Annotated in this window: 22 protein-coding genes and 1 tRNA gene; 5 read left to right on the top strand and 18 right to left on the bottom strand. The window is 72.6% G+C overall.

From position 1 onward, the window contains the following. Positions 1 to 276: 276 nt before the first annotated feature. The 6 genes from ACFWN3_RS02725 to ACFWN3_RS02700 all read right to left on the bottom strand — a co-directional run bounded on the left by ACFWN3_RS02725 (position 277) and on the right by ACFWN3_RS02700 (position 8,189). Complete coding sequence (locus ACFWN3_RS02725) at positions 277 to 1,506, bottom strand: tyrosine-type recombinase/integrase (RefSeq protein WP_377643199.1); 1,230 nt, start codon at positions 1,504 to 1,506, stop codon at positions 277 to 279. A 233-nt stretch (positions 1,507 to 1,739) separates the two neighbouring features. After that, positions 1,740 to 2,648, bottom strand: a complete 909-nt coding sequence (locus ACFWN3_RS02720) for an amino acid ABC transporter permease (RefSeq protein ID WP_377643197.1) — start codon at positions 2,646 to 2,648, stop codon at positions 1,740 to 1,742. Next, the gene (locus ACFWN3_RS02715) at positions 2,645 to 3,322 is read right to left on the bottom strand and encodes an amino acid ABC transporter permease (RefSeq protein WP_377643195.1); all 678 of its coding nucleotides are present in this window, start codon (positions 3,320 to 3,322) and stop codon (positions 2,645 to 2,647) included. The genes ACFWN3_RS02720 and ACFWN3_RS02715 overlap by 4 nt, the downstream gene beginning before the upstream one ends. An 84-nt stretch (positions 3,323 to 3,406) precedes the next feature. After that, complete coding sequence (locus ACFWN3_RS02710; protein WP_377643193.1) at positions 3,407 to 4,258, bottom strand: glutamate ABC transporter substrate-binding protein; 852 nt, start codon at positions 4,256 to 4,258, stop codon at positions 3,407 to 3,409. Positions 4,259 to 4,329: 71 nt separating this feature from the next. Beyond that, a complete protein-coding gene (locus tag ACFWN3_RS02705) occupies positions 4,330 to 5,070 on the bottom strand; it encodes an amino acid ABC transporter ATP-binding protein (RefSeq protein WP_377643192.1) in 741 nt (246 codons plus the stop codon). An 80-nt stretch (positions 5,071 to 5,150) separates the two neighbouring features. Then, complete coding sequence (locus ACFWN3_RS02700; RefSeq protein WP_377643190.1) at positions 5,151 to 8,189, bottom strand: S8 family serine peptidase; 3,039 nt, start codon at positions 8,187 to 8,189, stop codon at positions 5,151 to 5,153. A gap of 164 nt (positions 8,190 to 8,353) precedes the next feature. Between ACFWN3_RS02700 and ACFWN3_RS02695 the strand changes: the two genes are divergently transcribed. Then, positions 8,354 to 9,760, top strand: a complete 1,407-nt coding sequence (locus ACFWN3_RS02695; protein ID WP_377643188.1) for an NAD(P)/FAD-dependent oxidoreductase — start codon at positions 8,354 to 8,356, stop codon at positions 9,758 to 9,760. A gap of 27 nt (positions 9,761 to 9,787) precedes the next feature. Here ACFWN3_RS02695 and ACFWN3_RS02690 read toward each other — a convergent pair whose 3' ends face one another. Both ACFWN3_RS02690 and ACFWN3_RS02685 read right to left on the bottom strand, forming a co-directional pair. Beyond that, on the bottom strand, positions 9,788 to 10,375 hold the full coding sequence (locus ACFWN3_RS02690; protein ID WP_377643187.1) for a hypothetical protein: 588 nt from the start codon (positions 10,373 to 10,375) through the stop codon (positions 9,788 to 9,790). Positions 10,376 to 10,403: 28 nt separating this feature from the next. Then, positions 10,404 to 11,069 carry a TetR/AcrR family transcriptional regulator gene (locus tag ACFWN3_RS02685; protein ID WP_377643185.1) on the bottom strand — a complete coding sequence of 222 codons (666 nt, stop codon included), beginning with the start codon at positions 11,067 to 11,069 and terminating at the stop codon, positions 10,404 to 10,406. A gap of 111 nt (positions 11,070 to 11,180) precedes the next feature. On the opposite strand from ACFWN3_RS02685, the gene ACFWN3_RS02680 reads away from it, so the two are divergent. Then, the gene (locus tag ACFWN3_RS02680; RefSeq protein WP_377643183.1) at positions 11,181 to 11,384 is read left to right on the top strand and encodes a hypothetical protein; all 204 of its coding nucleotides are present in this window, start codon (positions 11,181 to 11,183) and stop codon (positions 11,382 to 11,384) included. Between the two features lie 209 nt (positions 11,385 to 11,593). Further along, positions 11,594 to 12,079, top strand: coding sequence for a hypothetical protein (locus tag ACFWN3_RS02675; protein WP_377643181.1), 486 nt, complete (start codon positions 11,594 to 11,596; stop codon positions 12,077 to 12,079). Positions 12,080 to 12,346: 267 nt separating this feature from the next. On the opposite strand, the gene ACFWN3_RS02670 is transcribed toward ACFWN3_RS02675, so the two are convergent. Both ACFWN3_RS02670 and ACFWN3_RS02665 read right to left on the bottom strand, forming a co-directional pair. Further along, complete coding sequence (locus ACFWN3_RS02670) at positions 12,347 to 13,528, bottom strand: IS481 family transposase (RefSeq protein WP_377643179.1); 1,182 nt, start codon at positions 13,526 to 13,528, stop codon at positions 12,347 to 12,349. Between the two features lie 111 nt (positions 13,529 to 13,639). Further along, a tRNA-Ile gene (locus ACFWN3_RS02665) sits at positions 13,640 to 13,716 on the bottom strand. A 77-nt stretch (positions 13,717 to 13,793) separates the two neighbouring features. Here ACFWN3_RS02665 and ACFWN3_RS02660 point away from each other — a divergent pair. Together ACFWN3_RS02660 and ACFWN3_RS02655 are read left to right on the top strand one after the other, a co-directional pair. Further along, entirely contained in the window at positions 13,794 to 14,876 is a 1,083-nt protein-coding gene (locus ACFWN3_RS02660; RefSeq protein ID WP_377643177.1) for a PIG-L family deacetylase, read from the top strand. A 240-nt stretch (positions 14,877 to 15,116) separates the two neighbouring features. Further along, positions 15,117 to 15,632, top strand: a complete 516-nt coding sequence (locus tag ACFWN3_RS02655) for a DUF3145 domain-containing protein (protein ID WP_377643175.1) — start codon at positions 15,117 to 15,119, stop codon at positions 15,630 to 15,632. Between the two features lie 17 nt (positions 15,633 to 15,649). On the opposite strand, the gene ACFWN3_RS02650 is transcribed toward ACFWN3_RS02655, so the two are convergent. The 8 genes from ACFWN3_RS02650 to ACFWN3_RS02615 form a co-directional block, all read right to left on the bottom strand. Beyond that, positions 15,650 to 16,207 (bottom strand): hypothetical protein, encoded by a 558-nt coding sequence (locus ACFWN3_RS02650; RefSeq protein WP_377643174.1) that lies wholly within the window; start codon positions 16,205 to 16,207, stop codon positions 15,650 to 15,652. Further along, positions 16,204 to 16,806 (bottom strand): hypothetical protein, encoded by a 603-nt coding sequence (locus tag ACFWN3_RS02645; protein ID WP_377643172.1) that lies wholly within the window; start codon positions 16,804 to 16,806, stop codon positions 16,204 to 16,206. The genes ACFWN3_RS02650 and ACFWN3_RS02645 overlap by 4 nt, the downstream gene beginning before the upstream one ends. Positions 16,807 to 16,811: 5 nt before the next feature. Further along, positions 16,812 to 17,396 carry a hypothetical protein gene (locus tag ACFWN3_RS02640; protein WP_377643169.1) on the bottom strand — a complete coding sequence of 195 codons (585 nt, stop codon included), beginning with the start codon at positions 17,394 to 17,396 and terminating at the stop codon, positions 16,812 to 16,814. 85 nt (positions 17,397 to 17,481) lie between these two features. After that, positions 17,482 to 18,723: a beta-ketoacyl-ACP synthase II gene (gene fabF, locus ACFWN3_RS02635; RefSeq protein WP_377643167.1), complete on the bottom strand. Its 1,242-nt coding sequence runs from the start codon at positions 18,721 to 18,723 to the stop codon at positions 17,482 to 17,484. A 117-nt stretch (positions 18,724 to 18,840) separates the two neighbouring features. Further along, the gene (locus ACFWN3_RS02630) at positions 18,841 to 19,089 is read right to left on the bottom strand and encodes an acyl carrier protein (RefSeq protein WP_377643165.1); all 249 of its coding nucleotides are present in this window, start codon (positions 19,087 to 19,089) and stop codon (positions 18,841 to 18,843) included. A 106-nt stretch (positions 19,090 to 19,195) separates the two neighbouring features. Continuing rightward, positions 19,196 to 20,215: a beta-ketoacyl-ACP synthase III gene (locus tag ACFWN3_RS02625; protein ID WP_377643163.1), complete on the bottom strand. Its 1,020-nt coding sequence runs from the start codon at positions 20,213 to 20,215 to the stop codon at positions 19,196 to 19,198. Next, positions 20,212 to 21,126, bottom strand: coding sequence for an ACP S-malonyltransferase (locus tag ACFWN3_RS02620; protein WP_377643162.1), 915 nt, complete (start codon positions 21,124 to 21,126; stop codon positions 20,212 to 20,214). The genes ACFWN3_RS02625 and ACFWN3_RS02620 overlap by 4 nt, the downstream gene beginning before the upstream one ends. Before the next feature lie 96 nt (positions 21,127 to 21,222). Continuing rightward, on the bottom strand, positions 21,223 to 22,413 hold the full coding sequence (locus ACFWN3_RS02615) for a PucR family transcriptional regulator (RefSeq protein ID WP_377643160.1): 1,191 nt from the start codon (positions 22,411 to 22,413) through the stop codon (positions 21,223 to 21,225). Between the last annotated feature and the right edge of the window lie 128 nt (positions 22,414 to 22,541).

The raw sequence follows: 22,541 nt of genomic DNA, 5'->3' as shown, positions 1-22,541 counted from the left end.
CCCCGCGCGTACCACCCGCTCTGCGAGTGCTTCTGTGCGGGGTCGTGGGGCTACCGGGTGCGGTGGGGACAATGCCCACAACGGACTCCGTTCCATGGACTGCGGCGACGCGTGAGCGCGCAATCCGCACCCGAGACGCGCGCCGTCATCCTGACGTCAGGGCCCCACCGCAGACGACAGAAACCCCAGGTGAGCTATGCGTGCGGCCTGATCAGTCTCCGGCGACACGTCGGCAATGCCGGTTCCGGCCCACCCCGCTCATGATGAAGAACTCCTTTATCCCGCCGTCCCGAAGTCGACCGTTGCGAAAGCGGCCGCGGTGAGGTCATCCATCCGGCTCTGTGTCGCTCTCACATAGCGTTCGGCCGCTTGCGTAGAACTGTCGCCGAGAAACACCTTCACCTCGTCGATGTGGGCGCCTCGCTGGGCCATGCGAGTGGCGCCCGTGGCCCGGAGGTCGTGGAAGTTGATGGGCCGACCGACGGCGTCGCGGACGTCGAGCCAGCCTCCGGATGCCTTCCGGAAGCGGGTCTCGGACAGCCAACCACCACCTGGGGCGGGGAAGAGGAGGCCGTCTCTGCCGGTGACGTAGGCGCGGAGATGTTCGTTCAGGACGTCGACGACAGAGGCCGGCACGCGTTGGTCGCGTTCGCCGGCAGAGCTCTTCGGGCCCTTCTCGTAGCGACGTCCGCCGGGACCCGTACCCACGGCGCGGGTGACCCGCACGACAGGGGGGCTCGCCTTCAGATCGACGTCGGACCGTCGTAGCGCGATGATCTCGCCGAAGCGCAGTCCGCATCCGAGGGCGAGCGCCACCATGGCCCGCCACTCGGCGCGGACGGTCGACATGATCACGTGGAGGTCATGGTCGTCGATCACCTCGGTGCGGGCACGTGAGCGGGAGCCGATGGATCCGGCACCGTCGATCTTGAAGGGGTTGACGGCTCCAGGGAGCACGCCGTCGGCGGCGGTTGCCGTACGCATGATGGCGGAGCCGAGGGCGTAGCACTCGCGGGTGGTCTTGGGCTTGTCATGGGGGAGGACGTCCTCGTACCACCGCAGGATGGCGGTCGGGGTGACGTCGTTCAGAGGGAGGTCGCCGAGTGTCGGGAGCAGGTACTTGTCGAGCCAGAGCCGGTAGGCGCGACGCGTGGAGTCTTGCAAGGGACCGTGCTTGGTGCGGCGGGTCCGAAGCCAGACCGCGGAGAACTCGGCGAAGGTGAGGACCGTCGCGCTTTGGGCCTGTGCCCGCTCGGCCGCAGAGTGCTCTGCGAGGGTGGACCATGCCGCGCCCTCGGCGATGAGACGTCGTTCCTCGTCGCGCAGCCAGTCGGCTGCAGCCTCCTTGCCGTACGTCGTCCCCTCGAACGTGTGGGGCGCCGTGACGGTCTGCCCGCCGCGACCGGAGGGGTGACCCAGTGGGACGGTGAAGCGTGCCTGCCACCGTCCCGAGCGCATCCGAGCGAGCTGCCCGAACCGGCGACGGGGCGATTTTGCATCGGCCATGCATCGGATCGTACGGCGATCTGAGGCCTTTGTCGTCACTTCTTGGCCGGTTGGAACGGCAGGATGAGCGGTTGTTTGCGCAGGTCAGAGGCCATGTCTGACCTCCTCTGTCCGCAAGAGTCCAACAAGTCGAGACGTTGGTTCGAGTCCAACCGGGGGAGCACCCCACAGCGACGGGCCCGGACCACCTCGGTCCGGGCCCGTCGCGCTCGCACGGTGGCGGTGGGGTGCTGCTACCGCGGGGCTGCGCCCGGTGCGGCGTCCGCCCCCGCCTCGGTGCCCGGGGCCGCCGGCATCACCGCGGCCGTCGCGGCCCCACCGGCGGTCTTGCCGCGGCGGTTGATCCGCTTCTCGACCCGGCCTGCGAGGACCGTCAACCCGTAGTTGATGAGGATGAAGAGCACCGCCGCGAGGATGTACGCGGGGATGACGTTGCCGTAGGCCGTGCCGAGGTCTCGCGTCTGCTGGAGCAGCTCGGGGTAGGTGATGGCCGTGCCGAGCGCGGTGTCCTTGAGGATGACGACGAGCTGGCCCACGAGCGCCGGGAGCATCGCCGTCAGCGCCTGGGGCAGCTGGATCGAGCGCAGCGTCTGGGTCGGGGTGAGCCCCACCGACAGGCCCGCCTCCGACTGCCCCTTGGGCAGCTGGTGGACGCCGGAGCGGACGAGTTCGGCGATGACCGAGCCGTTGTAGAGCGTCAGCCCGGTGACGACGGCGTAGAAGGAGTTGAAGGAGACGCCGAAGACGTTGTTGACCGTGTACAGGCGGAAGGCGAAGTACATCATCAGCAGGACGGGGACGGCCCGGAAGAACTCGACGACGACCCCGCACACCCACCGCACCGGTGCGATGCTCGACAGGCGACCCATCCCGAAGACGAGCCCGAAGACGATGGCGAGCACGATCGAGACGGCCGCGGCCTGGAGCGTCTTGAGGATGCCGGGGACGATGTACTCGAACCAGGCGTCGGACGTGAACAGGGCCGTCCACAGCGAGGCACGCAGCTGGCCGGCCTCGCCGAGCTTCCACAGGATCCCGCCGATCGTCCCCGCGGCGAGGAGGATGCCGAAGCCCGTGAGGACGCGGTGCCGGGCCCGGGCCCGTGGGCCCGGTGCGTCGAAGAGGATCGAGGTGGCGCTCACCGCTTCACCGCCAGGCGGCGCGATAGCGACGTGAAGAGGATGCCGACGGGCAGCGTGAGGATGACGAAGCCGAGGGCGAAGACGAAGAACACCAGCGTGCTCGCGGTCTCGTTCTCGATGATGACCTTCATGAGGTTCGACGCCTCCGCGACGCCGATGACCGAGGCGACGGTGGTGTTCTTCGTCAGGGCGATGAGGACCGAGCCGAGCGGGGCGATGGACCCGCGGAACGCCTGCGGGAGGATCACCTCGCGCAGCGACTGCGCGAAGGTCAGGCCGATGGCACGGGCGGCCTCGGCCTGACCCGCGGGCACGGTGTTGACGCCCGAGCGCAGGGCCTCGCAGACGAAGGCCGCGTGGTAGACGGCGAGGCCGACGATGGCCCAGCGGATTCCGTTGTCCACCACCGAGGTCGGCGAGTCCGACGGGGCCAGGCTCAGCTGGACGATGTAGAGCAGGCCCAGGATGCAGAAGAAGAGAATGAGGGTGAGCGGGGTGTTGCGCACGATGTTGACGTACAGCGCCCCCATCGAGCGGAGCACGCCGACGGGGGAGACCCGCATGACGGCCAGGACCGTCCCGAGGACGAGCGAGCCGAGGGCGGCGAACACCGTGAGGTAGATCGTCATCCCGAACGCGGCGAGGATGTCGTAGTTCTCGAGGATCTCACCCATGGGGACTCCTTCCGGTCGAGGCGGTCACGGGTGTGTGCCGCCCGTCCGGGTGGACGGGCGGCACACGCCGTGGCTCGCGGTGGGTCAGGAGCAGGCGTCCGGGGTGGGCGGGTTGCCCGCACCCGGGGTGTACTTCGCCGGGCCGAGGTTGGCGTCGATGGCCTTCTTCCAGGAGCCGTCCTCGACCATCTTCTTGATGGCCGCGTTCACCTTCTCGCAGAGGGCGGTGTCGCCCTTCTTGAGGCCGACGCCGTAGCGCTCGGTGGAGAAGGGCTTGCCGACGACCTTGAACTTGCCCGCGTACTCGGGCTGGGCCGCCAGGCCGGCGAGGATGGTGTCGTCGGTGGTCAGGGCGTCGAGCGTGCCCTTCTCCAGCGCCGGCAGGCACTCGGAGTAGCCCGAGAGCTCCTGCAGCTGGACGCCGGGGACGTCGTCCTTGACGTTCTGCGCCGAGGTCGAGCCGGTCACCGAGCACAGCTTCTTGCCGTCGAGGGTGTCGGGCCCCGTGATCGAGCTGTCGTCGGAGCGGACGAGGAGGTCCTGGCCGGCGACGAAGTACGGCCCGGCGAAGGAGACCTTCTCCTTGCGCTTGTCGGTGATCGAGTAGGTCGCGAAGACGAGGTCGACCTGGCCGGTCTCGATGAGGGTCTCGCGCTGGGCGCTCGGGGCCTGGACCCACGTGATGTCGGCGGCCTCCGTGCCGAGCTCCTTGGCGACGTAGGTTGCGACGTCGACGTCGAAGCCGCTGTACTCGGAGCCCTTCTTCTGGCCGAGTCCGGGCTGGTCGAACTTGATGCCGATCTTCAGGCCGCCGGCGGTGTCGCCACCGCCCGTGCTCCCGGAGCCCCCGGTGTCGCCCGCGTCCGAGCCACAGGCCGTGAGGCCCAGGGCGAGGACGGCGGCGGCCGCGACCGCTCCGATCCGTCGAGTCGTCATGTGCTGTCTCCTCCTGTTGGGTGCCGTGGGGGCCGGGTGCCCGGTCACGGCGGCGTTGCGTTCCTCGTGGGTCAGTGGGTGAGGATCTTCCCGAGGAAGTCCTTGGCCCGGTCGCTCTTCGGGTTGGTGAAGAACTGCTCGGGGGTGTCGGCCTCGACGATCTGCCCGTCGGCCATGAACACGACGCGGTTGGCGGCCCGGCGGGCGAAGCCCATCTCGTGGGTGACGACGACCATCGTCATGCCGCTCTTGGCGAGGCCGGTCATGACGTCGAGGACCTCGTTGATCATCTCGGGGTCGAGGGCCGAGGTCGGCTCGTCGAAGAGCATGACCTTGGGGTCCATGGCGAGCGAGCGGGCGATGGCCACACGCTGCTGCTGCCCGCCGGACAGCTGGGCGGGGTACTTCTGCGCCTGGTGCGCCACGCCGACCCGCTCGAGCAGCTCCATCGCGCGCTTCTCGGCGGCGTCCTTCTTCATCCTGCGGACCTTGATCGGCCCGAGCGTGACGTTCTCGAGGATCGTCTTGTGGGCGAAGAGGTTGAAGGACTGGAAGACCATCCCGACGTCGGCCCGCAGCTGGGCGAGCTCCTTGCCCTCCTCGGGGAGCTCCTTGCCGTCGATGGTGATCGTCCCCGACTCGATCGTCTCGAGCCGGTTGATGGCCCGGCACAGGGTGGACTTGCCCGAGCCGGACGGCCCGATGACGACGACGACCTCGCCCGCGCCGACCGTGAGGTCGATGTCCTGGAGCACGTGGAGGTCACCGAAGTGCTTGTTGACGCCCTTGAGGACGACGAGGGGCTCGGTCATGCAAGGAACCTAGCGACCGGGCGCTCCCGGAGATAGTCAGGGGACAGCCGACGCACAGGGATCGATACCCAACCGAGACCTCACCCGGTGACCTCGACGAGCGTGTCGGCGAGCCGGCGGCCGTCGACGAGGTGCTCGACGAGGCCGAGGTTCGGGCCCGGTGCGGCGCCGCTCCACGTCAGGCCCACCGTCCGCGAGTCGCCGACGCGCACCGGCCCCGAGCCGCCGGAGGTCACCTGCAGGGACCCGTCGGACGACGTCGGCACGAGCCAGCTCCGGACGGAGAAGGCGGTGTCCGCGGCGGCGGCCCAGCCGTGGACGACGAGGCTGTACGTCCCCGGTGCCGGGTGCGCAAGGTCGATCAGCTCCGCGGTGCCGGCCTCGGCACTCGACGCGACCACCTCGCCGGAGGCGTCGAGGAGGTAGAGGTCGAGGTCGGTGTCCGCGTCGTCGTCCTCGAGGGTCCACCGGGCGTGGGCCACCCCGGTGAGGTCGACGGGGAGACGCGTGACCCCGGCGTCGTCATCGGGGCTGGGGAAGCTCTGGTCGGGGTCCTGGCCGACGGTGCCGGTCGTCGTGACCGCCGGGACGAGCCCGTGCGGGACCGCCTCGTACCGCCCGCGGGTCCCGATCTCCACGGGGACGCTCGCCGTGCCCGACCCTCCGTCGCCGGTCACGACGGCCGGGGCGCGCAGGTCGGTGCCCTTGAGGGCGACCGGGCTGCGCACCTCGTACCCGTCACCGCGCCAGGTGAGCGACCCGAAGGACCAGCGACCGGTGGCGACCGACGACTTCGCGACGACCGAGAGCGTCACGCGCGCCGTGGCGCCCGGGGCGAGGTCGACCGTCGACGGGGAGACCGTGACGGCGAAGCCCTGGGGTGCGTCGACGGACGCCGTGGCCTTGAGGCGGGCACCGGAGACGTTGGTGACCCAGCGCAGGACGGTCGTGCGGCCCGGCACCTCCTCGACGCCGATGGACGGCTGGTTGAGGTTCTGCGCGTCGGTGGGGTAGCCGATCGCCTCGAGGTCGTCGCAGACCGCGGCCGGGAACGGCGAGGGTCCCTCGTCGCAGAGGAACCCGAGGTAGTCGGGGAAGGTCGCGTCGTAGACCAGGCCCGGGCGGAAGGCCGAGCCCTTGCTCGCCGGCTCGCCGAGGGCCGCGATGCCGGAGCCGGCGTCGAACGGGTCGGCGGTCGAGCCGTCGCTGTCCCTGACCCGGGAGTCGGCCGTCGTCACGAGGGCGGAGCGGACCATGGCGGGGGTCCAGTCGGGGTGCGCCTGGGCGAGCAGGGCCGACAGGCCGGCGACGACGGGGCTGGCCATCGACGCCCCCGACATCGACTGGAAGAGCTGGCCGGCGGGGCCGAACCCCGGGTCGGCGGGGGAGGGGGAGGCTCCGGCGAGGACCTGGACACCCGGGGCGGTCAGGTCGGGCTTGACGAGGTCACCGGCCGTCGGGCTCTCCCCGCGGCCGGAGAACAGCGCCACGGTCGGGCTCGCGACGGGGGAGCGGGTCACCCCGTCGCTGACGAGCCGCCCCGTCCCGCCGGGCCGCCTGGCGAGCCAGGCGCGCAGGGTCGCGGCGTCGTCACTGGCGAGCACGAGGGTCGGGACGTGGGTGGAGGCGGTCGTGAGCGTCGAGCCGGGGCGGGAGGTGACGACGAGGCCCAGGCCCCCGGCCTGCTCGACGGCGATGCTCTTGACGACGGCGCCCACCGCGCCCTCGGCGCAGACGACGATCGCGCCCGCGACGACCGCGGGGTCGAGGGCGCCGGGCACGCACGGTGCCGAGCCGGCCGCGGCGCCGTCGACGACGGGCGCGACGGGCGTTCCGGGCGTGATCGAGGCGCCCGACAGGCTCGGACCCCGGTCGAGCTCGAGCGTGCCGCCGTACGAGGTGGGGAAGGTCGTGGCGCCCACGCCGGTGACCCACGGCAGGTCGGCGGGGCCGCCGATGGAGCCGGGGTTCGGGCCGGCGTTGCCCACGGACGCCGCGACGTCGACCCCGGCGTCGGCGGCGAAGAGGAGGGCGATCGCCTCGGGCGACACCGTGTTCGGAGGGCCCCCGAGGGAGAAGTTGATGACGTCGACACCGTCGGCGACGGCCTGGTCGATGGCCGCGACGAGGTCGGACGCGTACCCGCCGGCCGAGCCGATGGCCTTGTACGCGATGACCTGCGCGTCCGGCGCGATGCCCGAGACGACACCCCGGTCGGCGCCGAGGACGGTGGCGCGGACGTCGGCGTTGCCGGCGGCCGTCGTCGAGGTGTGCGTGCCGTGCCCGTCGTCGTCCCGGGCGGAGTCGAACTCGGTGTCGCGCAGGCCGGTCGCCGCATTGTAGGTGTCGAGGAACTCGCGGGCGCCGATGAGCTTGGTGTTGCACGCGAACGCGACGTCGGCCTCGTTCCACGCCGTGTTGCCGAACGCGCACGCCGAGCGCTCGCCCTCGTCGAGCACCGGTCGCGCCGGCAGACCGGGGCGCGGTGCCAGGCTCGGGTGCTCGGGCCAGACGCCGGTGTCGATGACCCCGACGACGACCCCGCTGCCGGTGATGCCCGAGCCGTACGCCTCGTCGCGGTCGGTGAGCCCGAGGTAGTCGTTGAGGCCGTTGCGGGACAGGGAGGTCGAGGTCTTCGCGGCGGCAGCCGCGGATGACGATGCGGACGCGCGGTCGACCTGGCGCAGGGCGTCGGGGACGACGAGGGCGACGGCGGGGTCGCGGGCCAGACGCTGCGCCCCGGCGAGGTCGGTCTCGACCGCGAAGCCGTTGAGGGCCGTCGTGTACTCCTGCTCCTTGTCCGCGCGGGAGAGGCCCGCGGACCGCAGGGCGGCGTCCTGCTCGGCGCGCAGCACGGAGGCGCGCGAGCTCGCCGCCGCCGTGTGCAGCCGACCGGCGCCGGCGGAGCGCACGAGCGGGTCCTGGCGCATGACGACGACGTAGCGGTCGTCCGGGCTCTTCGCCACAGGGGACGTGGCGCCCCCGGCGATGGCCGAGCCGGCGGCCCCCGCCGGCGGTGCCGGCTCGGGCGGTGCGGCACCCGCGCTCGCGGCGGAGGTGGTGCCGGCCAGCGCGAGGGAGCACGCGGCGGTGGCGACGACGGCGATGGATCGCCTCAAGGCAGAGACCTCCTGCGAGAGTCCGGCGTTCCGGGTCCGGACCAGGGGTGTGGGCACCTGCCGGTCAGGTCATGACCGAGGGGGGTGTGCTCGAACGGTAGGGCATGCCGGCGCAGCCCCGTCGGCGGCGCACCGGGAGGGGTGAGGGCGGCATGATGACGCCCATGAGCCCGGATCCCGCGGTCGTGCGCGCGTCGCTCGCGGACGCGACCCCCGACGTCTTCTGGACCGACCGCCCCGGGCTGCGACCCGACCCGCGCCCCGCCCTGACGGGAGCGGGCCACCGCGCCGACCTCGTCGTCGTGGGCGGTGGGTTCACCGGGCTCTGGGCCGCCGTGCAGGCCAAGGAGGACGACCCGTCCCGCGACGTCGTCCTCCTCGAGCGGGGGCGGCTCGGTGTCGCGGCCTCCGGGCGCAACGGCGGCTTCGTGGCGCCGTCCCTGACCCACGGCCTGGCGCAGGGCATCGCGTGCTGGCCCGACGAGGTCGAGACCCTCGAGCGCCTCGGGACCGAGAACTTCGCCGCGCTCGCCGAGACCCTGACCCGTCACGGCATCGATGCCGACTTCCACGTCCCGGGCGAGCTGACCCTCGCCCTCACCGAGCACCAGGTGCCGACGGTCCGCGAGGCCTACGAGCTGCACCGCGCGCACGGCGTCGACGTCAGCCACCTCACGGCGGAGCAGGCCCGGGCACGGGTCGACTCGCCGCGCTACCTCGCGGGCGTATTCGACCCCACCGTCGGGCTGGTGGATCCGGGACGCCTCGTGTGGGGCCTCGCGGCCGCGGCCGAGCGGCTCGGTGTGCGCGTCCACGAGGACACCGCCGTCACGGCGTTCGACCGCGAGGACGGTGCGGTCGTCGTGCGCACCGAGTGGGGGAGCGTGCGCGCCGACCGTGTCGTGCTCGGGACCGGGGCCTTCCGCGGGCTGCTCCGGCGACTGGCGCTGTGGACCCTGCCGGTCTACGACCACGTCCTCATGTCCGAGCCGCTGACGCCCGAGCAGCTCGGACGCATCGGGTGGGAGGGCCGCGAGGGCCTCGCCGACGCGGGCAACCAGTTCCACTACTACCGCCGCACCCTCGACGACCGGGTCCTGTTCGGCGGCTACGACGCGAACTACCACTTCCCGGGGCGGATCGACCCGCGCCTCGAGCAGTCGTCGTCGCACGACCTGCTCGCCCGCCACTTCCTCGAGATCTTCCCCCAGCTCGAGGGCGTCCGCTTCACCCACCGGTGGGCCGGCGTCATCGACACGACGTCGAGGTTCACGCCGGTCTTCGGGACCGCGCTCGGCGGACGGCTCGCCTACGCCGTCGGGTACACCGGGCTCGGGGTGGCCTCGACCCGCTTCGGCGCGAGGGTCGCCCTCGACCTCGTCGACGGCCGCGACACCGAGGTGACCCGCCTCGGGATGGTGCGGCGCAAGCCGGTCCCGTTCCCGCCCGAGCCGATCCGCTGGGCGGCGGTGCGGGCCACGAGGGCGAGCCTGGCGGCCGAGGACCGCACGGGCAGGCGCAACCTCTGGCTGCGTGGTCTCGACGCCGCCGGCATCGGGTTCGACAGCTGACGCGCGGTTCGCGGGTCGCTGGTCGCTCTACCGGCCGGGGTCGTGGACCGACCAGCCGCCGCCGCGACGCCAGCACAGCAGGGGCGAGCCCGACCAGGCGGTCGCGAGCCACAGGTGGGTGAGCGCCTCGTGCTCGAGGTCGGGCTCCTCGTCCGGCAGGGACGGGCCTGGACGACCGAGGGCGAGGTAGAGCGGCCGGGGGAGCCCGCCGTCGCCGATCCCGATGAAGAGGTGCCGCTCGTCGACCTCGGCGACCGCCGCCACCTTGGCCGCCCGGCGCGCGATGTGCGGCACCCGGAACAGGTCGCCCGTCGCGGCGGCCAGCCCGGCGAGGCCGTGGACGCCGTCGAGCTCGATCCGGGGAGGCCGCAGCCCGCGCCCGCGCGACCTCGGTCCGAGGAGCGAGTCGTGGTGGCGCACACCCGGCCCGGCGACGGTCGTCACCTCGACGGCGGCACGGCGGCCCCGGGGGAGCGTGAGGTCGAGGTCGTAGGCGCCCTGGAGGCGACCGACGTCGTGGGCCCGCACGACGCCGCCGGTGACGTGCTCGAGCGCCAGCGCGGCGTACGCCTCGTCGCCGCTCAGCCCGTCGAGCCGCCTCGGGTCCGATCCCACCCGAGCAGGCTAGGCGCTGTCACCGACCTCAGGCGCGGACGATCCCGTCGACGACGACCTCGAGCATCGGGCGGACGTCGAGGTCGGCGCGGCTGGTGTCGGAGACGCTGGCGACCCCGCTGACGAGGCGCATGACGTTGGCCGGGTCGACGCCGTCGCGGATCTCGCCCTGCGCGTCGAGGTGCTCGATGACGCGCCGGTTGGCCTCGCCCATGACGCGGCACTTGCGGTACATGGGCGAGGCGGGGTCGTCCATGGCCGCGCAGATCTTCGAGGCGGCGCCGCGGTGGAGGGTGATGTGGTCGACGAAGTGCTCGAACCAGTCGAGGAGCATGACGGGCGCCGGGGCGCCGGTGGCGATCGCCGCGTCGGCATCGGCGGACACCCGGTCGGTCCAGTCCTGCATCAGGGCGTCGACGAGCGCCTCGCGGGTGGGGAAGTGGCGGTAGAGCGTGCCCGGGCCCACCTCGGCCCGCTTGGCGATCTCGTCGAGGGAGGCGTCCGTGCCGTGCTCGGTGAAGACGACGCGGGCCGTCGCGAGGATCCTGTCGTAGTTGCGCCGGGCGTCGGCGCGCCTCGGGCGCGCCGGCCCCACGCCGGCGTCCGGGACGTCAGCGGGGGCCGAGGTCGCCTGTGCGGCAACGGTGTCCGGCGGTGACTCGAGGGTCGACCGGCCGGTGTCGGCGGACGTCACGAGAGTTCTCCCTTGCGAAACGGAGAGCGTCTCCGTATGGTGGTCCGTAGAACCGGAGTGGTTCTCCGCTAATAGTAGCGCCGACCGTCACCCTGAGGGAGTCGAGCAGCCTTGACCACCACGATCCAGCCCACGCGCGAGGCGCGTCGCCTCCACCTGTCCCACCTCGCGACCACCCACCGCGCCCCGCTGTCGGGCCGCACCCCCACCGGGGTCCGCACCCGCCTCGCCGTCCCGCCGATGACGCCCGAGCGCCTCGACCGGCCGAAGCCGGGCCTCGAGGGCCCGGCCCACGCCCAGGGCCGCGAGTCCTGACGGCCTGAGGGGAACACCCGCCCACCCCCAGAGCCGGCTGAGAACCGGCGGCCGAGGTGGCTCGGATGGGCTATTGCCCGCCTCGTTGGCGCCTTCCTAGCGTGTGACCCGCGACGCAGCACCAGCTGCCTCGACGCAGGGGAACCACATGGAGGACAGATGAGCACCACTCACTGCACATGCAGGGCGATCCACCCGGGATCACCGACATGACCACGCGATCGAGGGTCGGCCGCACGCTCGCCGTGGGCCTCGCGACCGCGGCCGCACTGCTCGTCCCGAGCAGCCTGGCCGTGGCGGGCAACCCCGCCGGGGACAACGGCACCGTCAAGATCGACGGGGTCGTCTTCGACGAGGCGCCGGACAACCAGCCGCACGTCGGCTGCGTGTTCCAGGTCGACTTCTACGGGTTCGACAAGGGCATGCTCAACGCCACCGTCACCTTCGAGGCCCACCCGCCGACCGGGCGCGACGTCCTCCTCGAGAAGGACAAGATCTTCATCGGTGAGGACGAGGCAGGCGGCGGGACCGACGTCGACGCGCAGGAGACGTACGACCTCTCCCCGTTCCTCGCCTCGTACATGGCGCACCCGCAGCAGGGGTTCCACGTCAAGCTCACGGTGAAGGCCCAGGGGTCGATCGGGGCCGACACCAAGTACAAGACGTTCTGGATCCAGAGCTGCCGGATCTCCTGACCGCGGGCTCTCGCTGCACCGCTCCGTACCGTCACGGTGATGACGCGGAAATCCCCGGACGGCGCACGTGCACCTGCGTCATCCCGAGGTTTCTGCGCCGTCACGGTGATGGCGCGGAAACTCACGGGTGCGCGCGCGGAGGCCTCCGCGCAGCAGCCGGCCCTGACCGCGTACGGGTCAGGGCCACCAGCGGCACCGTGGTGGGGTGTAGATCGTCGGCTGATTCTTGTCGTTTCGGTGTCGGTTGATCCTTGACACTCCCGGTGTTCAGTTTGTCGTGCGTGGTGTTTTGGTCAAGGCGCCTCCGAGGGGTCGTTTGTTGCGGACGGGTCCGGTGCTGTCGCGGGGGACGGTCCGCAGGAGCTCGTTGCCGATCCAGAACTGCAGGATGTCGGGGCCGACGTGGACGTCGCAGCGTTCCCCGGCGCGGTGGCGGCCGACGGAGACCTGTTGCCAGGACACGCAGACCACGCCGACGGTGGAGACCTTGCGGGCGACCCAGTCCGGTCCGGACCGGTCCGGGATGGTGCTGACCTGGCGTCGTGGGCCGGTGCCGTAGCGCTCGGCGGGGGTGGCCATGTCCAGCCCTTGGTGTGGGCGGTCGGTGTGGTAGGCGCTCACCCAGGCGTCGAGTCGTTGTTGGGCGTCGGCCAAGGTGGAGAACGTTGCGTCGGTGAGGAACTCCGCACGCAGGGAGCGGTGGAACCGCTCGATCTTGCCCGTGGTCGTCGGGGAGCGCGGCTTGGTCAGCAGGTGCTCGATGCCGTTGACGCGGCAGATCCGGTCGAACAGGACCTCGGTGGGTGGATGGTTGAACCGGCCGGTGAACACCTTGCCGTTGTCGGTCAGGATCTGTTCAGGCACCCCGTGCGTGGCCAGCGCCAGCTCCAGGGCGTCGCACACCGCCTGGGTGCGTTCACGCACGATCAAGCGGGCGCTGACGCAGAACCGGGAGTGGTCATCGACCCCGGTGACGCATTTGACGCTGGAGCCGTCGGCCAGGCCGATCCCGCCGACCACGTCCATCTGCCACAGCTCGTTCGGGCGTGCCCGTTCCCACCGCTTCCACGCCCGCTGCTCGCGCCGGCGCCGCCCGGGCTCGATCACCCCGGCCCGCCGCAGCGCCCGGTACACCCCCGACTCACTCGCGACCAGCCCGGCCTTGGCCAGCTCGTACACGATCCGCCGTGGACCCCACCCCGGATGCCGGCGCCGGGCCTCCAACACCGCGACCTCGACCACCACACCCATCTGGTGCGGACACGAAGCCGGCCGGTGCGACCGGTCGGCCAACGCCTCCAACCCGCCGTCCTCGTAGCGCGCCAGCCACGAATGCACCGACTGCCGCGACACCTGCCACGATGCCGCGACCTCGGTGACCGTGCGCCCATCACTGATGACCGCCAGAACCGCCTTGTACCGCTGCTCAGCCACACTCATCTCCCTCATCAAGGGAGCGTCAAGGATCAACCGAAGCAACTGTCAAGCCTCAGCCGAAACAACGTCACGCATCAACCGAAGCCCAACCGTCAAGCATCAGGCCCAGCAATACAGGCACCGTGGTGGGGCGTGTCGGGCTTGAACCGACGACCGACGGATTATGAGTCCGCTGCTCTGACCGACTGAGCTAACGCCCCTCGAAGCAGCGCCGATTGTGTCACGGGGATCCCGGACCCCACGGCGGCGTCCCGGCCCGTCCAGTACCGTCGGTGCCGTGCTCGACCCGGTCCCGTCGTCGCCCGCGACGCTCTCCGACGGATCGAGCCCCACGGGGGGTGCTGTGCTCCCCGACGGGGTCGACCGTGCCGCGACGCCACCCCAGCGGGTGGCGGTGCTGTGGTGCCGTCGCACGGCCGACACGGCGCTGCGGGCGCTGACCTCCCTCGACCTCATCCCGCTCCTCCTGGCGCCGGCCGACACCGAGGAGTTCCTCGCGACGAGCGGCGAGCCCTCGGTGCTCGTCGTCGACTGCGACGCCCTCGACGCCGAGGCCGCCGACGTGCTCGCCCGGATCCGGGCCGCGCACCCGCGGCTCAGCGTGTGCGCGCTCGCCGGTGCGGACGCCTCGCGCGACGGGCTGCTCCACGCCCTGCGCATCGGCGTCGCCGAGGTCGTCGACCCGGCCCGGCCCGACGACCTCGCCGCCGTCCTCACCAAGGTCGTCGAGTCACCGGCCCACGTCCGGGTGCTCGCGGTCGGCGCCCACCCCGACGACGTCGAGATCGGCTGCGGCGGCACGCTCCTGCGCCACCGCGACGCCGGGCACGCGGTCACCGTCCTCACCCTGACGCTCGGCGACCAGGGCGGGCGGCCGACGGACCGGCGGCGCGAGGCCGTCGGGGCCGCGACCCGCCTCGGCGCCGAGCTCCTCCTCGCCGACCTCGCCGACACCCGCCTCGACGAGGAGGTCGGGCTCACCCGGCTCGTCGAGGAGGTCGTGGCGGCGGTGCGGCCGACGGTCGTCTACGTCCACAGCGCGGCGGACCAGCACCAGGACCACCGGGCCGTGCACGAGGCGGTCGTCGTCGCGACCCGCCGCGTGCCGGAGGTCTACTGCTACCAGTCGCCCTCGTCGCGTGTCGGGTTCTCGCCCACCCGCTTCGTGCGGGTGGACGACACGGTCGGCGAGAAGGTCGACCTCCTCGGCGTCTACCGCAGCCAGTCGGCGCGGCACTACCTCGAGCCCGACCTCGTCATGGCGACCGCCCGCTACTGGGCCCGCCAGCTGCCCCACATCCGCCACGCCGAGCCCTTCGAGGTGCACCGCGCGAGCGGGGACGGCGCCGACCTCCACTGAGGACAGCGCTTCGCCGCCTGTGACGGGTGGGGGACACGGGGCCCACGAGTTGCGTGGTTTCGCTGGTGCAGCCGGGGTCGATGGGGCATGATGACGACCACAACGGCACCGACGCGTGCCCACACAGCTGAGCCGTACGGCATCCGGACGCGGGAGACCGCCCACCCGGCAGACCGACCAGGCCACCACCTCGTGCACCGGCGTTGGGGAAGACGTCCCTCGCACGCGAAGGAGGCCAGGATGTCTGTCGTGATGCCGCGCACCGTCACGCGGGGAGTGGTCTATGTCCACTCCACCCCGAAAGCGCTGTGCCCGCACGTCGTCTGGGCGATCGAGAACATCCTCGGCGGCCGGGTGACGGTCGACTGGACCCCCCAGCCCGCCGCCCCCGCCCACGTCCGCACCGAGCTCAGCTGGTCCGGCGAGGCCGGCACCGGGGCCCGGATCGCCTCGGCCCTGCGGGGCTGGGAGAACCTGCGCTACGAGGTCACCGAGGAGCCGAGCCAGGGCTGCGACGGCTCGCGCTGGTCGCACACGCCCCGTCTGGGCATCCACCACACGTGGACCTCCGCGAGCGGCGACGCCGTCATCAACGAGGACCGCCTGCGGGAGGTCGTCGTCCTCGCCCAGGGCAGTCCCGAGGCGATGCAGGAGATGATCGAGGAGCTCCTCGGCACGGAGTGGGACAGCGAGCTCGAGCCGTTCCGCTACGCCGGCGACGGCGCCCCGGTGCGCTGGCTGCACAAGGTCGGCTGAGGCTCACCGCTCACCGCTCACCGTTCGACGAGCCGCGTCCCCAGCGCCGCGCGCAGGACACGCACGGCCTCGTCCCCGAGGAGCTCGTCGGGGACGACCCAGGCCGTCTCCTCGTCCTCGCCCACCAGGACGAGGACGCCGCCGCCGTGCACGGCCGACGTGACGGTCGACAGCGGGAGGGCCACCCGGTGGGTCGGCAGGGTGAACTCGACCTCGTCGGGCCGGTACGCGGCGGTGACGACCGTTCCCGGCGGGCAGCCCGCCCGGGTGAGGACGCGGTGCGCCCGCAGGGTGCGGCGCCGGACCATCCACACGTCGAGGGCGAGGAGCGCGAGGAACGCCGGCACGAGGACGAGCCCGCCGCGCAGGGCCGCGCCCGGCCCGCCGACCTCGGCGACCTCGACGACGACGAGCAGCACGACGACGACGACCGACAGGGCGACCCGGCGCAGGACGAAGCCGCGCCAGAACCCCGGCCGGGAGAGCTGCCGGCGCCAGAGCACCCTGGCCTCGCGCTCGATGACGGCCTCGGTGGAGGTGTAGGACGTCGTCACCTCGCGGGGAGCGTCGGTCACGAGACGGTCCGCACCCGTGACCCGAGGATCGGGGCGAGGAGGGCCCAGCCGTCGGGTCCGACGAGGTCGGCGGGGAGCCCGAGGACGAACTCCATCCGGGTCTCGAGGACCAGCACGCCACCGACCCAGGCTCCGCCGACGACCGAGCGGGTCCGGATCCGGTGGACGGAGTCCGCGTACGCCGCCGTCACCTCGGTCGGGGTGATCGTCACGGTCGTCACCGTCCCGACGACGATCTGCGCCCCCACGACGCGCCGCACGAGGCGACGGACCTGCCACCAGCGGGCGACGGCCTCGAGGCCCGCGAGGCCGGAGAGCAGGGCGAGGGTGCCGAGCACGAGCAGCGGGAGGCCGAGGACGACCTCGGGGACGGACTCGCCGGACGAGAGGTCGAGGACCGACAGGCCGCCGACGACGAGGAGGAACACGACGGGGTAGGCGATGAGCAGCGAGCGCCACATCCGCGGGCGCCGGACCATCCACCAGGTGAGGGCGCGCACGACGTCCTCACCGTCGTCACCCGCCTTCGTCACCGACGAGTGGACGACGTGAGGGGCAGGCTCCACCTCCGGCACGGGCTCTCCCGGCAGGGCGGACACGGGCGTCAGCCCCTCCCGGGATGGTCGAGGTCGACGAGCCGGTCGCCGAGGACGTCGCTGACGACCATCCAGGCGGAGGGCGAGAGCAGCTCGCCGGCGACGAGGTAGAACTTGTCGGTCGTCGTGTCGATGACGAGGACGTCCTCGACCCAGGTCCCGCGGGTCACCGAGGACGTGGCGATCGTGTACGTGGCGGCGAAGGTGCCGATCGACCACGAGTCGGGCGACCACGCGGCGTGGATCGGCGTGCCGGGCGGCGCCTGGGCGGACACGAGCCGGCGGAACATGCGGCGGGTGCGCCACGGCAGCGCGACGAAGGCGTCGAGGCAGACCAGGCCCGCGGCCGCGACGAGCGCGGCGAGGCCGAAGAGCCACGGGTGGGCCGGCCGTGCGGTGGGCATGACCCACTGGACGAGGGCGACGAGCACGAAGGCGAGGACCCAGGTCCCCGCGAAGCTGCGCCAGACGGCGGGACGGCGCAGGTGCCAGCGCGTCGCGGCGCGCACCTCGCGCTCGACGACGTCGGTCGTCATCACGGTCCCGGTCTCGACGACCCCGGACGACCGCACGGGGACGGGCTGTTCGGTCACCCTCGAACGGTAACCGTGCCCACCGGACCCGAGCACGGGGTTCGCGGGGGTCGGTCCGAACGGCTGAGGCGACCTCGGCCGTCGGTCAGACGCTCGTGATGACGAGCGCGACGTTGTGCCCGCCGAACCCGAACGAGTTGTTCAGGGCCGCGATGTCGCCGTCGGGCAGCGTGCGGTGCTCGCCGCGGACGACGTCGAGGTCGATCTTGCTGTCGAAGTCGTCGATGTTGATGGCCGCCGGGGCGAGCCGGTGGTGGACCGAGAGCACGGTGAGCAGTCCCTCGAGGGCGCCCGCGGCACCGAGGAGGTGGCCGGTCATCGACTTCGTCGCGGAGACGGCCATGCCGTCGGCCGCCGCCCCGAAGGCCCGGCGGATGGCGTTGGCCTCGGCGACGTCGCCGACCGGCGTCGACGTCGCGTGCGCGTTGACGTGGCAGATGTCGGCGTCGGTGAGCCCGGCTCGCTCGACGGCCTCGCGCATGGCGCGCGACGCGCCCGCTCCCTCGGGCTCGGGGGCGGTGATGTGGTGGGCGTCGGCGGACATGCCGATCGAGGCGAACTCGGCGTAGATCCGGGCGCCGCGGGCCTTCGCGTGCTCGTACTCCTCGAGGACCATGACGGCGGCGCCCTCACCCATGACGAAGCCGTCGCGACCGGTGTCGTAGGGGCGCGAGGCGGCGGCGATGTCGTCGTTGCGGGTCGAGAGCGCCTGCATCTGGGCGAAGCCGGCGAAGCAGATGGGGTGGGTCGCGGCCTCGGTGCCGCCGGCGACGACCAGGTCGGCGCGGCCGGTGCGGATCATGTCGTAGCCGGTGCCCATCGACTCGGCACCCGACGCGCAGGCCGAGACGGTGGTGTGGGCGCCGGCGCGGGCGCCGAGGAGCAGCGAGACGTTGCCCGCGGACGTGTTGGGCATCAGCATCGGGACGGCGAGCGGGAAGACCCGGCGCAGGCCCTTCTCGCGCAGGATGTCCCACTGGTCGAGGAGGGTCCACACCCCGCCGATGCCGGTGCCGATGGCGACGCCGAGCCGCTCGGGGTCGACATCGGGGGAGCCGGCGTCCTCCATCGCCGACTGCGCGGCGATGACGGCGTACTGGGCGCTCGGGTCCATCCGGCGCACCTGCACCTTGGTGAGGACCTCGAGGGGGTCCTGGGCGATGGTGCAGGCGAAGTGCACCGGCATCTCGTACTTCTCCACCCAGTCCGCGGGCAGGGGCTTGGCGCCCGAGCGTCCCGCGAGGATGCCCTCCCAGGTCTCTGCGATGGTGCCGCCGAGGGGCGTGGTGGCACCGAGGCCGGTCACGACGACGCGTCGATCGCTCATGGGTCCTGCTGCTCCTTGTGGGACGTGGACATGCACGTGCTGGGTGGGGCGGTCCGCCCCCTCCTCGACCCTAGGCCCGGGCGGGCCGGGTGGGGAGGGGGCGGGACGAGCGGCTGCTCAGCCCTGGTTGTTCGCGATGAAGCTCACGGCGTCGCCGACGGTGGTGAGGTTCTTGACCTCGTCGTCGGGGATGCGCGTGCCGAACTTCTCCTCGGCGTTGACGACGATCGTCATCATCGAGAGGGAGTCGATGTCGAGGTCGTCGGTGAACGACTTGTCGGACTGGACCTCGGCCGGGTCGAGGCCGGTCTCCTCGTTCACGATCTCGGCGAGGCCGGCGAGGATCTCCTGCTCAGACAGTGCCATGGTGTGCTGCTCCTTCGATCTTCTCGGGGACTCTTGCGGTGGTGACTCGTGCGGTGGTGACTGTTGCGGGTGCTGCTGGCCCGGGTGACCCGTGGGCCCACGGGAGTCAGGGGATGACGACGACCTGGGCGGCGAAGGACAGGCCCGCGCCGAAGCCGATCTGGAGGGCGAGGCCGCCGCTCGGGATCTCGCCCTTGCGCACCATGCGCTCCATCGCGAGGGGGACCGAGGCGGCCGAGGTGTTGCCCGTGTAGGCGATGTCGCGGGCGATGGCGATGCCCTCGGGCATCTTCAGCTGCTTGGCCATGGCGTCGATGATCCGCACGTTGGCCTGGTGCGGGATGAAGGCGTCGAGCTGGTCGACGGTGACGCCGGCCGCGTCGAGGGCGCGCTGGGCGACCGGGGCCATGCCCCACACGGCCCACCGGAAGACCGTCTGTCCGGCCATCCCGATGTGCGGCCAGTCGAGCTTCTGCTCGTGGACGTCGATCCAGCTCTCGGTCTGCGAGATCGCCCGCCACTGGGCGCCGTCGGAGCCCCAGACGGTCGGCCCGATGCCCGGGGTGCCGGACGGGCCGACGACGGCCGCGCCGGCGCCGTCGCCGAAGATGAAGGCGGTGCCGCGGTCGTCGCGGCTGGTGAAGTCCGAGAGCCGCTCGACCCCGACGACGAGGACGTGGCGCGCCGAGCCGCCGCGGACCATGTCGGAGGCCAGGGCGAGCCCGTGGCAGTAGCCCGCGCACGCCGCGGAGATGTCGAAGGCGGCCGCCTTGCTCCCCAGGGCCTCCGCGACCAGGGGCGCGGCGGCGGGGGTCTGGTAGGGCCAGCTGACGGTGGCGAGGACGACGGCGTCGAGGTCGGCCGCCTCGACGCCGGCCATCTCCATCGCCGGGGTGGCCGCGAAGACGGACATGTCGATGACCGACTCGCCGTCGCCGGCCCAGCGGCGCTCGATGATGCCCGAGCGCTCGCGGATCCACTCGTCGGAGGAGTCGATCCGGTCGACGATCTCGGAGTTGGGCACGATCCGCTTCGGCCGGTACCCGCCGATGCCGAGGATGCGGGCGTGCTGCTCGCCGGTCGCGGACCGGAGTGAGGCGGCGTGGCCCTTGGACGTCACGGTCATGCGGAGTGCTCCTCGATGAGGGTGCGGGCGGCGTCGAGGTCGTCGGGGGTCCTGACGGCGAGCAGCTCGACCCCCTTGAGGGCGCGCTTCGCGAGGCCGACGAGGGTCCCGGCGGGCGGCAGCTCGATGATCGCGGTGGCCCCGAGGGTGGCGAACCGCTCCATGCACAGGTCCCAGCGCACCGGGTTGGAGACCTGGGCGACGATCCGGTCGAGGGCCTCGCGGCCGTCGGCGACGGTGGCCCCGTCGCGGTTGGAGACGAGCGTGACACCCGGGTCGGAGACGTCGTGGTCGGCCGCGGCGGCCGACAGCGCGTCGACGGCGGGGGACATGTAGTGGGTGTGGAACGCGCCGGCGACCTTGAGCGGGATGACGCGGGCCTTCGCCGGAGGGTCCTCGGCGAGGGCCGCCAGGGCGGGCCGTGCGCCCGCGGCGACGACCTGGCCGGCGCCGTTGACGTTGGCCGGTGTCAGGCCGTGCCGCTCGATCGTCGCGAGGACGTCGTCGGGGTCGCCGCCGAGGACGGCGCTCATCCCGGTGGGGGTGGCGGCGCTCGCCTCGGCCATGGCCCTCCCGCGCAGCGCGACGAGGCGCATCGCGTCGTCCTCGCGCAGCACGCCGGCCGCCGCGGCGGCGGTGATCTCTCCGACCGAGTGGCCCGCGAGGGCGCCGACCCCGGCCGTGCTGCCGAGGGCGCGCAGGGCGAGGAGCCCGGCACCGACGAGCAGCGGCTGGGCGACGGCGGTGTCCTTGATGGTGTCCTCGTCGGACACCGTGCCGTGGGCCACGAGGTCGACCCCCGCGGCGTCGGAGAGCTCGGTCAGGTGCTCACGCAGGCCGGGGAGCTCGAGCCACGGGCTGAGGAAGCCCGGGGTCTGGGAGCCCTGGCCGGGGCAGACGATGACGATCACGGGTCCAGCCTGACGCGGTCACCGTGACCGAACCGTGACGAGTGGGGACGAACCTCGGGCCACGGGTTTGGAGGGTTCCTCCAAACCGAGCACGGTTCACTGCCGTGGTGTGGCGCGCGCCACGGGACCGAGGCGGTGGAGGGCGAGGGCCGTGCGGACGGTCTGGGCGTCGTGGGCGTCGGTGAGGTCGTAGCCGATCGCCTTGGTGATGCCGGCGAGGCGGTAGCGCACGGTGTTCGGGTGGACGATGAGCGTGCGCGCCGTGCCCTCGACGCCCGCGTCGCCGTCGAGCCACGCGGCCGCCGTCTCGAGCAGCGTGCCGCCGGGGCTGTCGAGGAGCGGCTGGACGACGCGGGCGACGAGCGCGCCCCTCGCGGGGAGGTCGCCGATGAGGGCCCGCTCGGCGAACAGGTCGTCGGAGTGCACCGGGCGCGGGGCGGCGGGCCAGGCGGGCGCGGCCGTGTGGCCGGAGATCGCCGCGCGGGCGCTGCGGCCGGCCGCGAAGAGGTGGGGGACCGTCGGACCGATGACGAGCGGGCCGTCACCGAGGTGCGGGTCGAGCGCCGTCGCGAGGGCGTGCGCGTCGGTGACGCCTCCGCCGATGCAGATGATCCTCGGTCCGTGGATGGCGACGAGCAGCTCGGCCCCGGCCCGCCGTGCCGCACGGTGGAGGTCGGTCACGACGGGCGCGGGGGCGGCGCCGACCGGCGTGGAGCCGACGACGACGACGACGCGCGTGACGGCGCCCCACCCGAGGGCGGCGGCGCGCGACTGCATCGAGTCGTCGGCCTCGCCGCGGATGACGGCGTCGACGACGAGCGACTCGAGGCGGGCGTCCCACGCGCCACGGGCCTCGGCCGCCTGGGCGTAGACCTCCGCGGCGGAGAAGGCGACCTCGCGGCTGTAGCGCAGGACCGCCTCGAGGGCGAGGTCACCCTCGCCCGGAGCGGCGAGGTCGGCGATCTCGCGCTCGACGACGCCGATGACGGTGCGCAGGAGGTCGAGGGTCTGGGCGAGGCTGATCGAGCGGGTCAGCTCACGAGGGGCCGTGCCGAACACGTCGGCGGTGACGGCGGCGTGCTGCTGGTCGCCGCCGAACCAGTCGAGGAAGCTGCTGATGCCCGCCTGCGCGACGAGCCCCACCCACGAGCGGTTCTCGGCCGACAGCCCGCGGTACCAGGCGTGGTCGGCCTCCATCTGCTGGACCGCGGCCGCGCCGAGGTCGCCCGCGGCCCGGGCCACCCGGGCCCGCGTGGCCTCGGACGGGGCCCTGCGCTCGGCACTCATGCCGCCGAGTCTATTTGTGCGGCCCGGACAACCAGATCGCCGTCCCACGCGTCGCGCCTTTTCGGGGGAACCCCGAAAACCGGCGCTTCCCCCCGGAAACGAACCGGGGGGAAGAGCGGGTTCTCGGG

The organism is Oryzobacter terrae (assembly GCF_042756445.1).
GTDB classification, from domain to species: Bacteria; Actinomycetota; Actinomycetes; order Actinomycetales; family Dermatophilaceae; genus Oryzobacter; species Oryzobacter terrae.
This window is presented reverse-complemented; position numbering and strand designations above follow the sequence as displayed.

What these genes read in the sequence shown, in the direction of transcription:
- ACFWN3_RS02725 (WP_377643199.1), bottom strand. Translation starts at nt 1,506, where the DNA reads ATGGCCGATGCAAAATCGCCCCGTCGCCGGTTCGGGCAGCTCGCTCGG.
- ACFWN3_RS02715 (WP_377643195.1), bottom strand. Translation starts at nt 3,322, where the DNA reads ATGGGTGAGATCCTCGAGAACTACGACATCCTCGCCGCGTTCGGGATG.
- ACFWN3_RS02710 (WP_377643193.1), bottom strand. Translation starts at nt 4,258, where the DNA reads ATGACGACTCGACGGATCGGAGCGGTCGCGGCCGCCGCCGTCCTCGCC.
- ACFWN3_RS02705 (WP_377643192.1), bottom strand. Translation starts at nt 5,070, where the DNA reads ATGACCGAGCCCCTCGTCGTCCTCAAGGGCGTCAACAAGCACTTCGGT.
- ACFWN3_RS02695 (WP_377643188.1), top strand. Translation starts at nt 8,354, where the DNA reads ATGAGCCCGGATCCCGCGGTCGTGCGCGCGTCGCTCGCGGACGCGACC.
- ACFWN3_RS02675 (WP_377643181.1), top strand. Translation starts at nt 11,594, where the DNA reads ATGACCACGCGATCGAGGGTCGGCCGCACGCTCGCCGTGGGCCTCGCG.
- ACFWN3_RS02670 (WP_377643179.1), bottom strand. Translation starts at nt 13,528, where the DNA reads ATGAGGGAGATGAGTGTGGCTGAGCAGCGGTACAAGGCGGTTCTGGCG.
- ACFWN3_RS02655 (WP_377643175.1), top strand. Translation starts at nt 15,117, where the DNA reads ATGTCTGTCGTGATGCCGCGCACCGTCACGCGGGGAGTGGTCTATGTC.
- fabF (WP_377643167.1), bottom strand. Translation starts at nt 18,723, where the DNA reads ATGAGCGATCGACGCGTCGTCGTGACCGGCCTCGGTGCCACCACGCCC.
- ACFWN3_RS02630 (WP_377643165.1), bottom strand. Translation starts at nt 19,089, where the DNA reads ATGGCACTGTCTGAGCAGGAGATCCTCGCCGGCCTCGCCGAGATCGTG.
- ACFWN3_RS02625 (WP_377643163.1), bottom strand. Translation starts at nt 20,215, where the DNA reads ATGACCGTGACGTCCAAGGGCCACGCCGCCTCACTCCGGTCCGCGACC.
- ACFWN3_RS02615 (WP_377643160.1), bottom strand. Translation starts at nt 22,413, where the DNA reads ATGAGTGCCGAGCGCAGGGCCCCGTCCGAGGCCACGCGGGCCCGGGTG.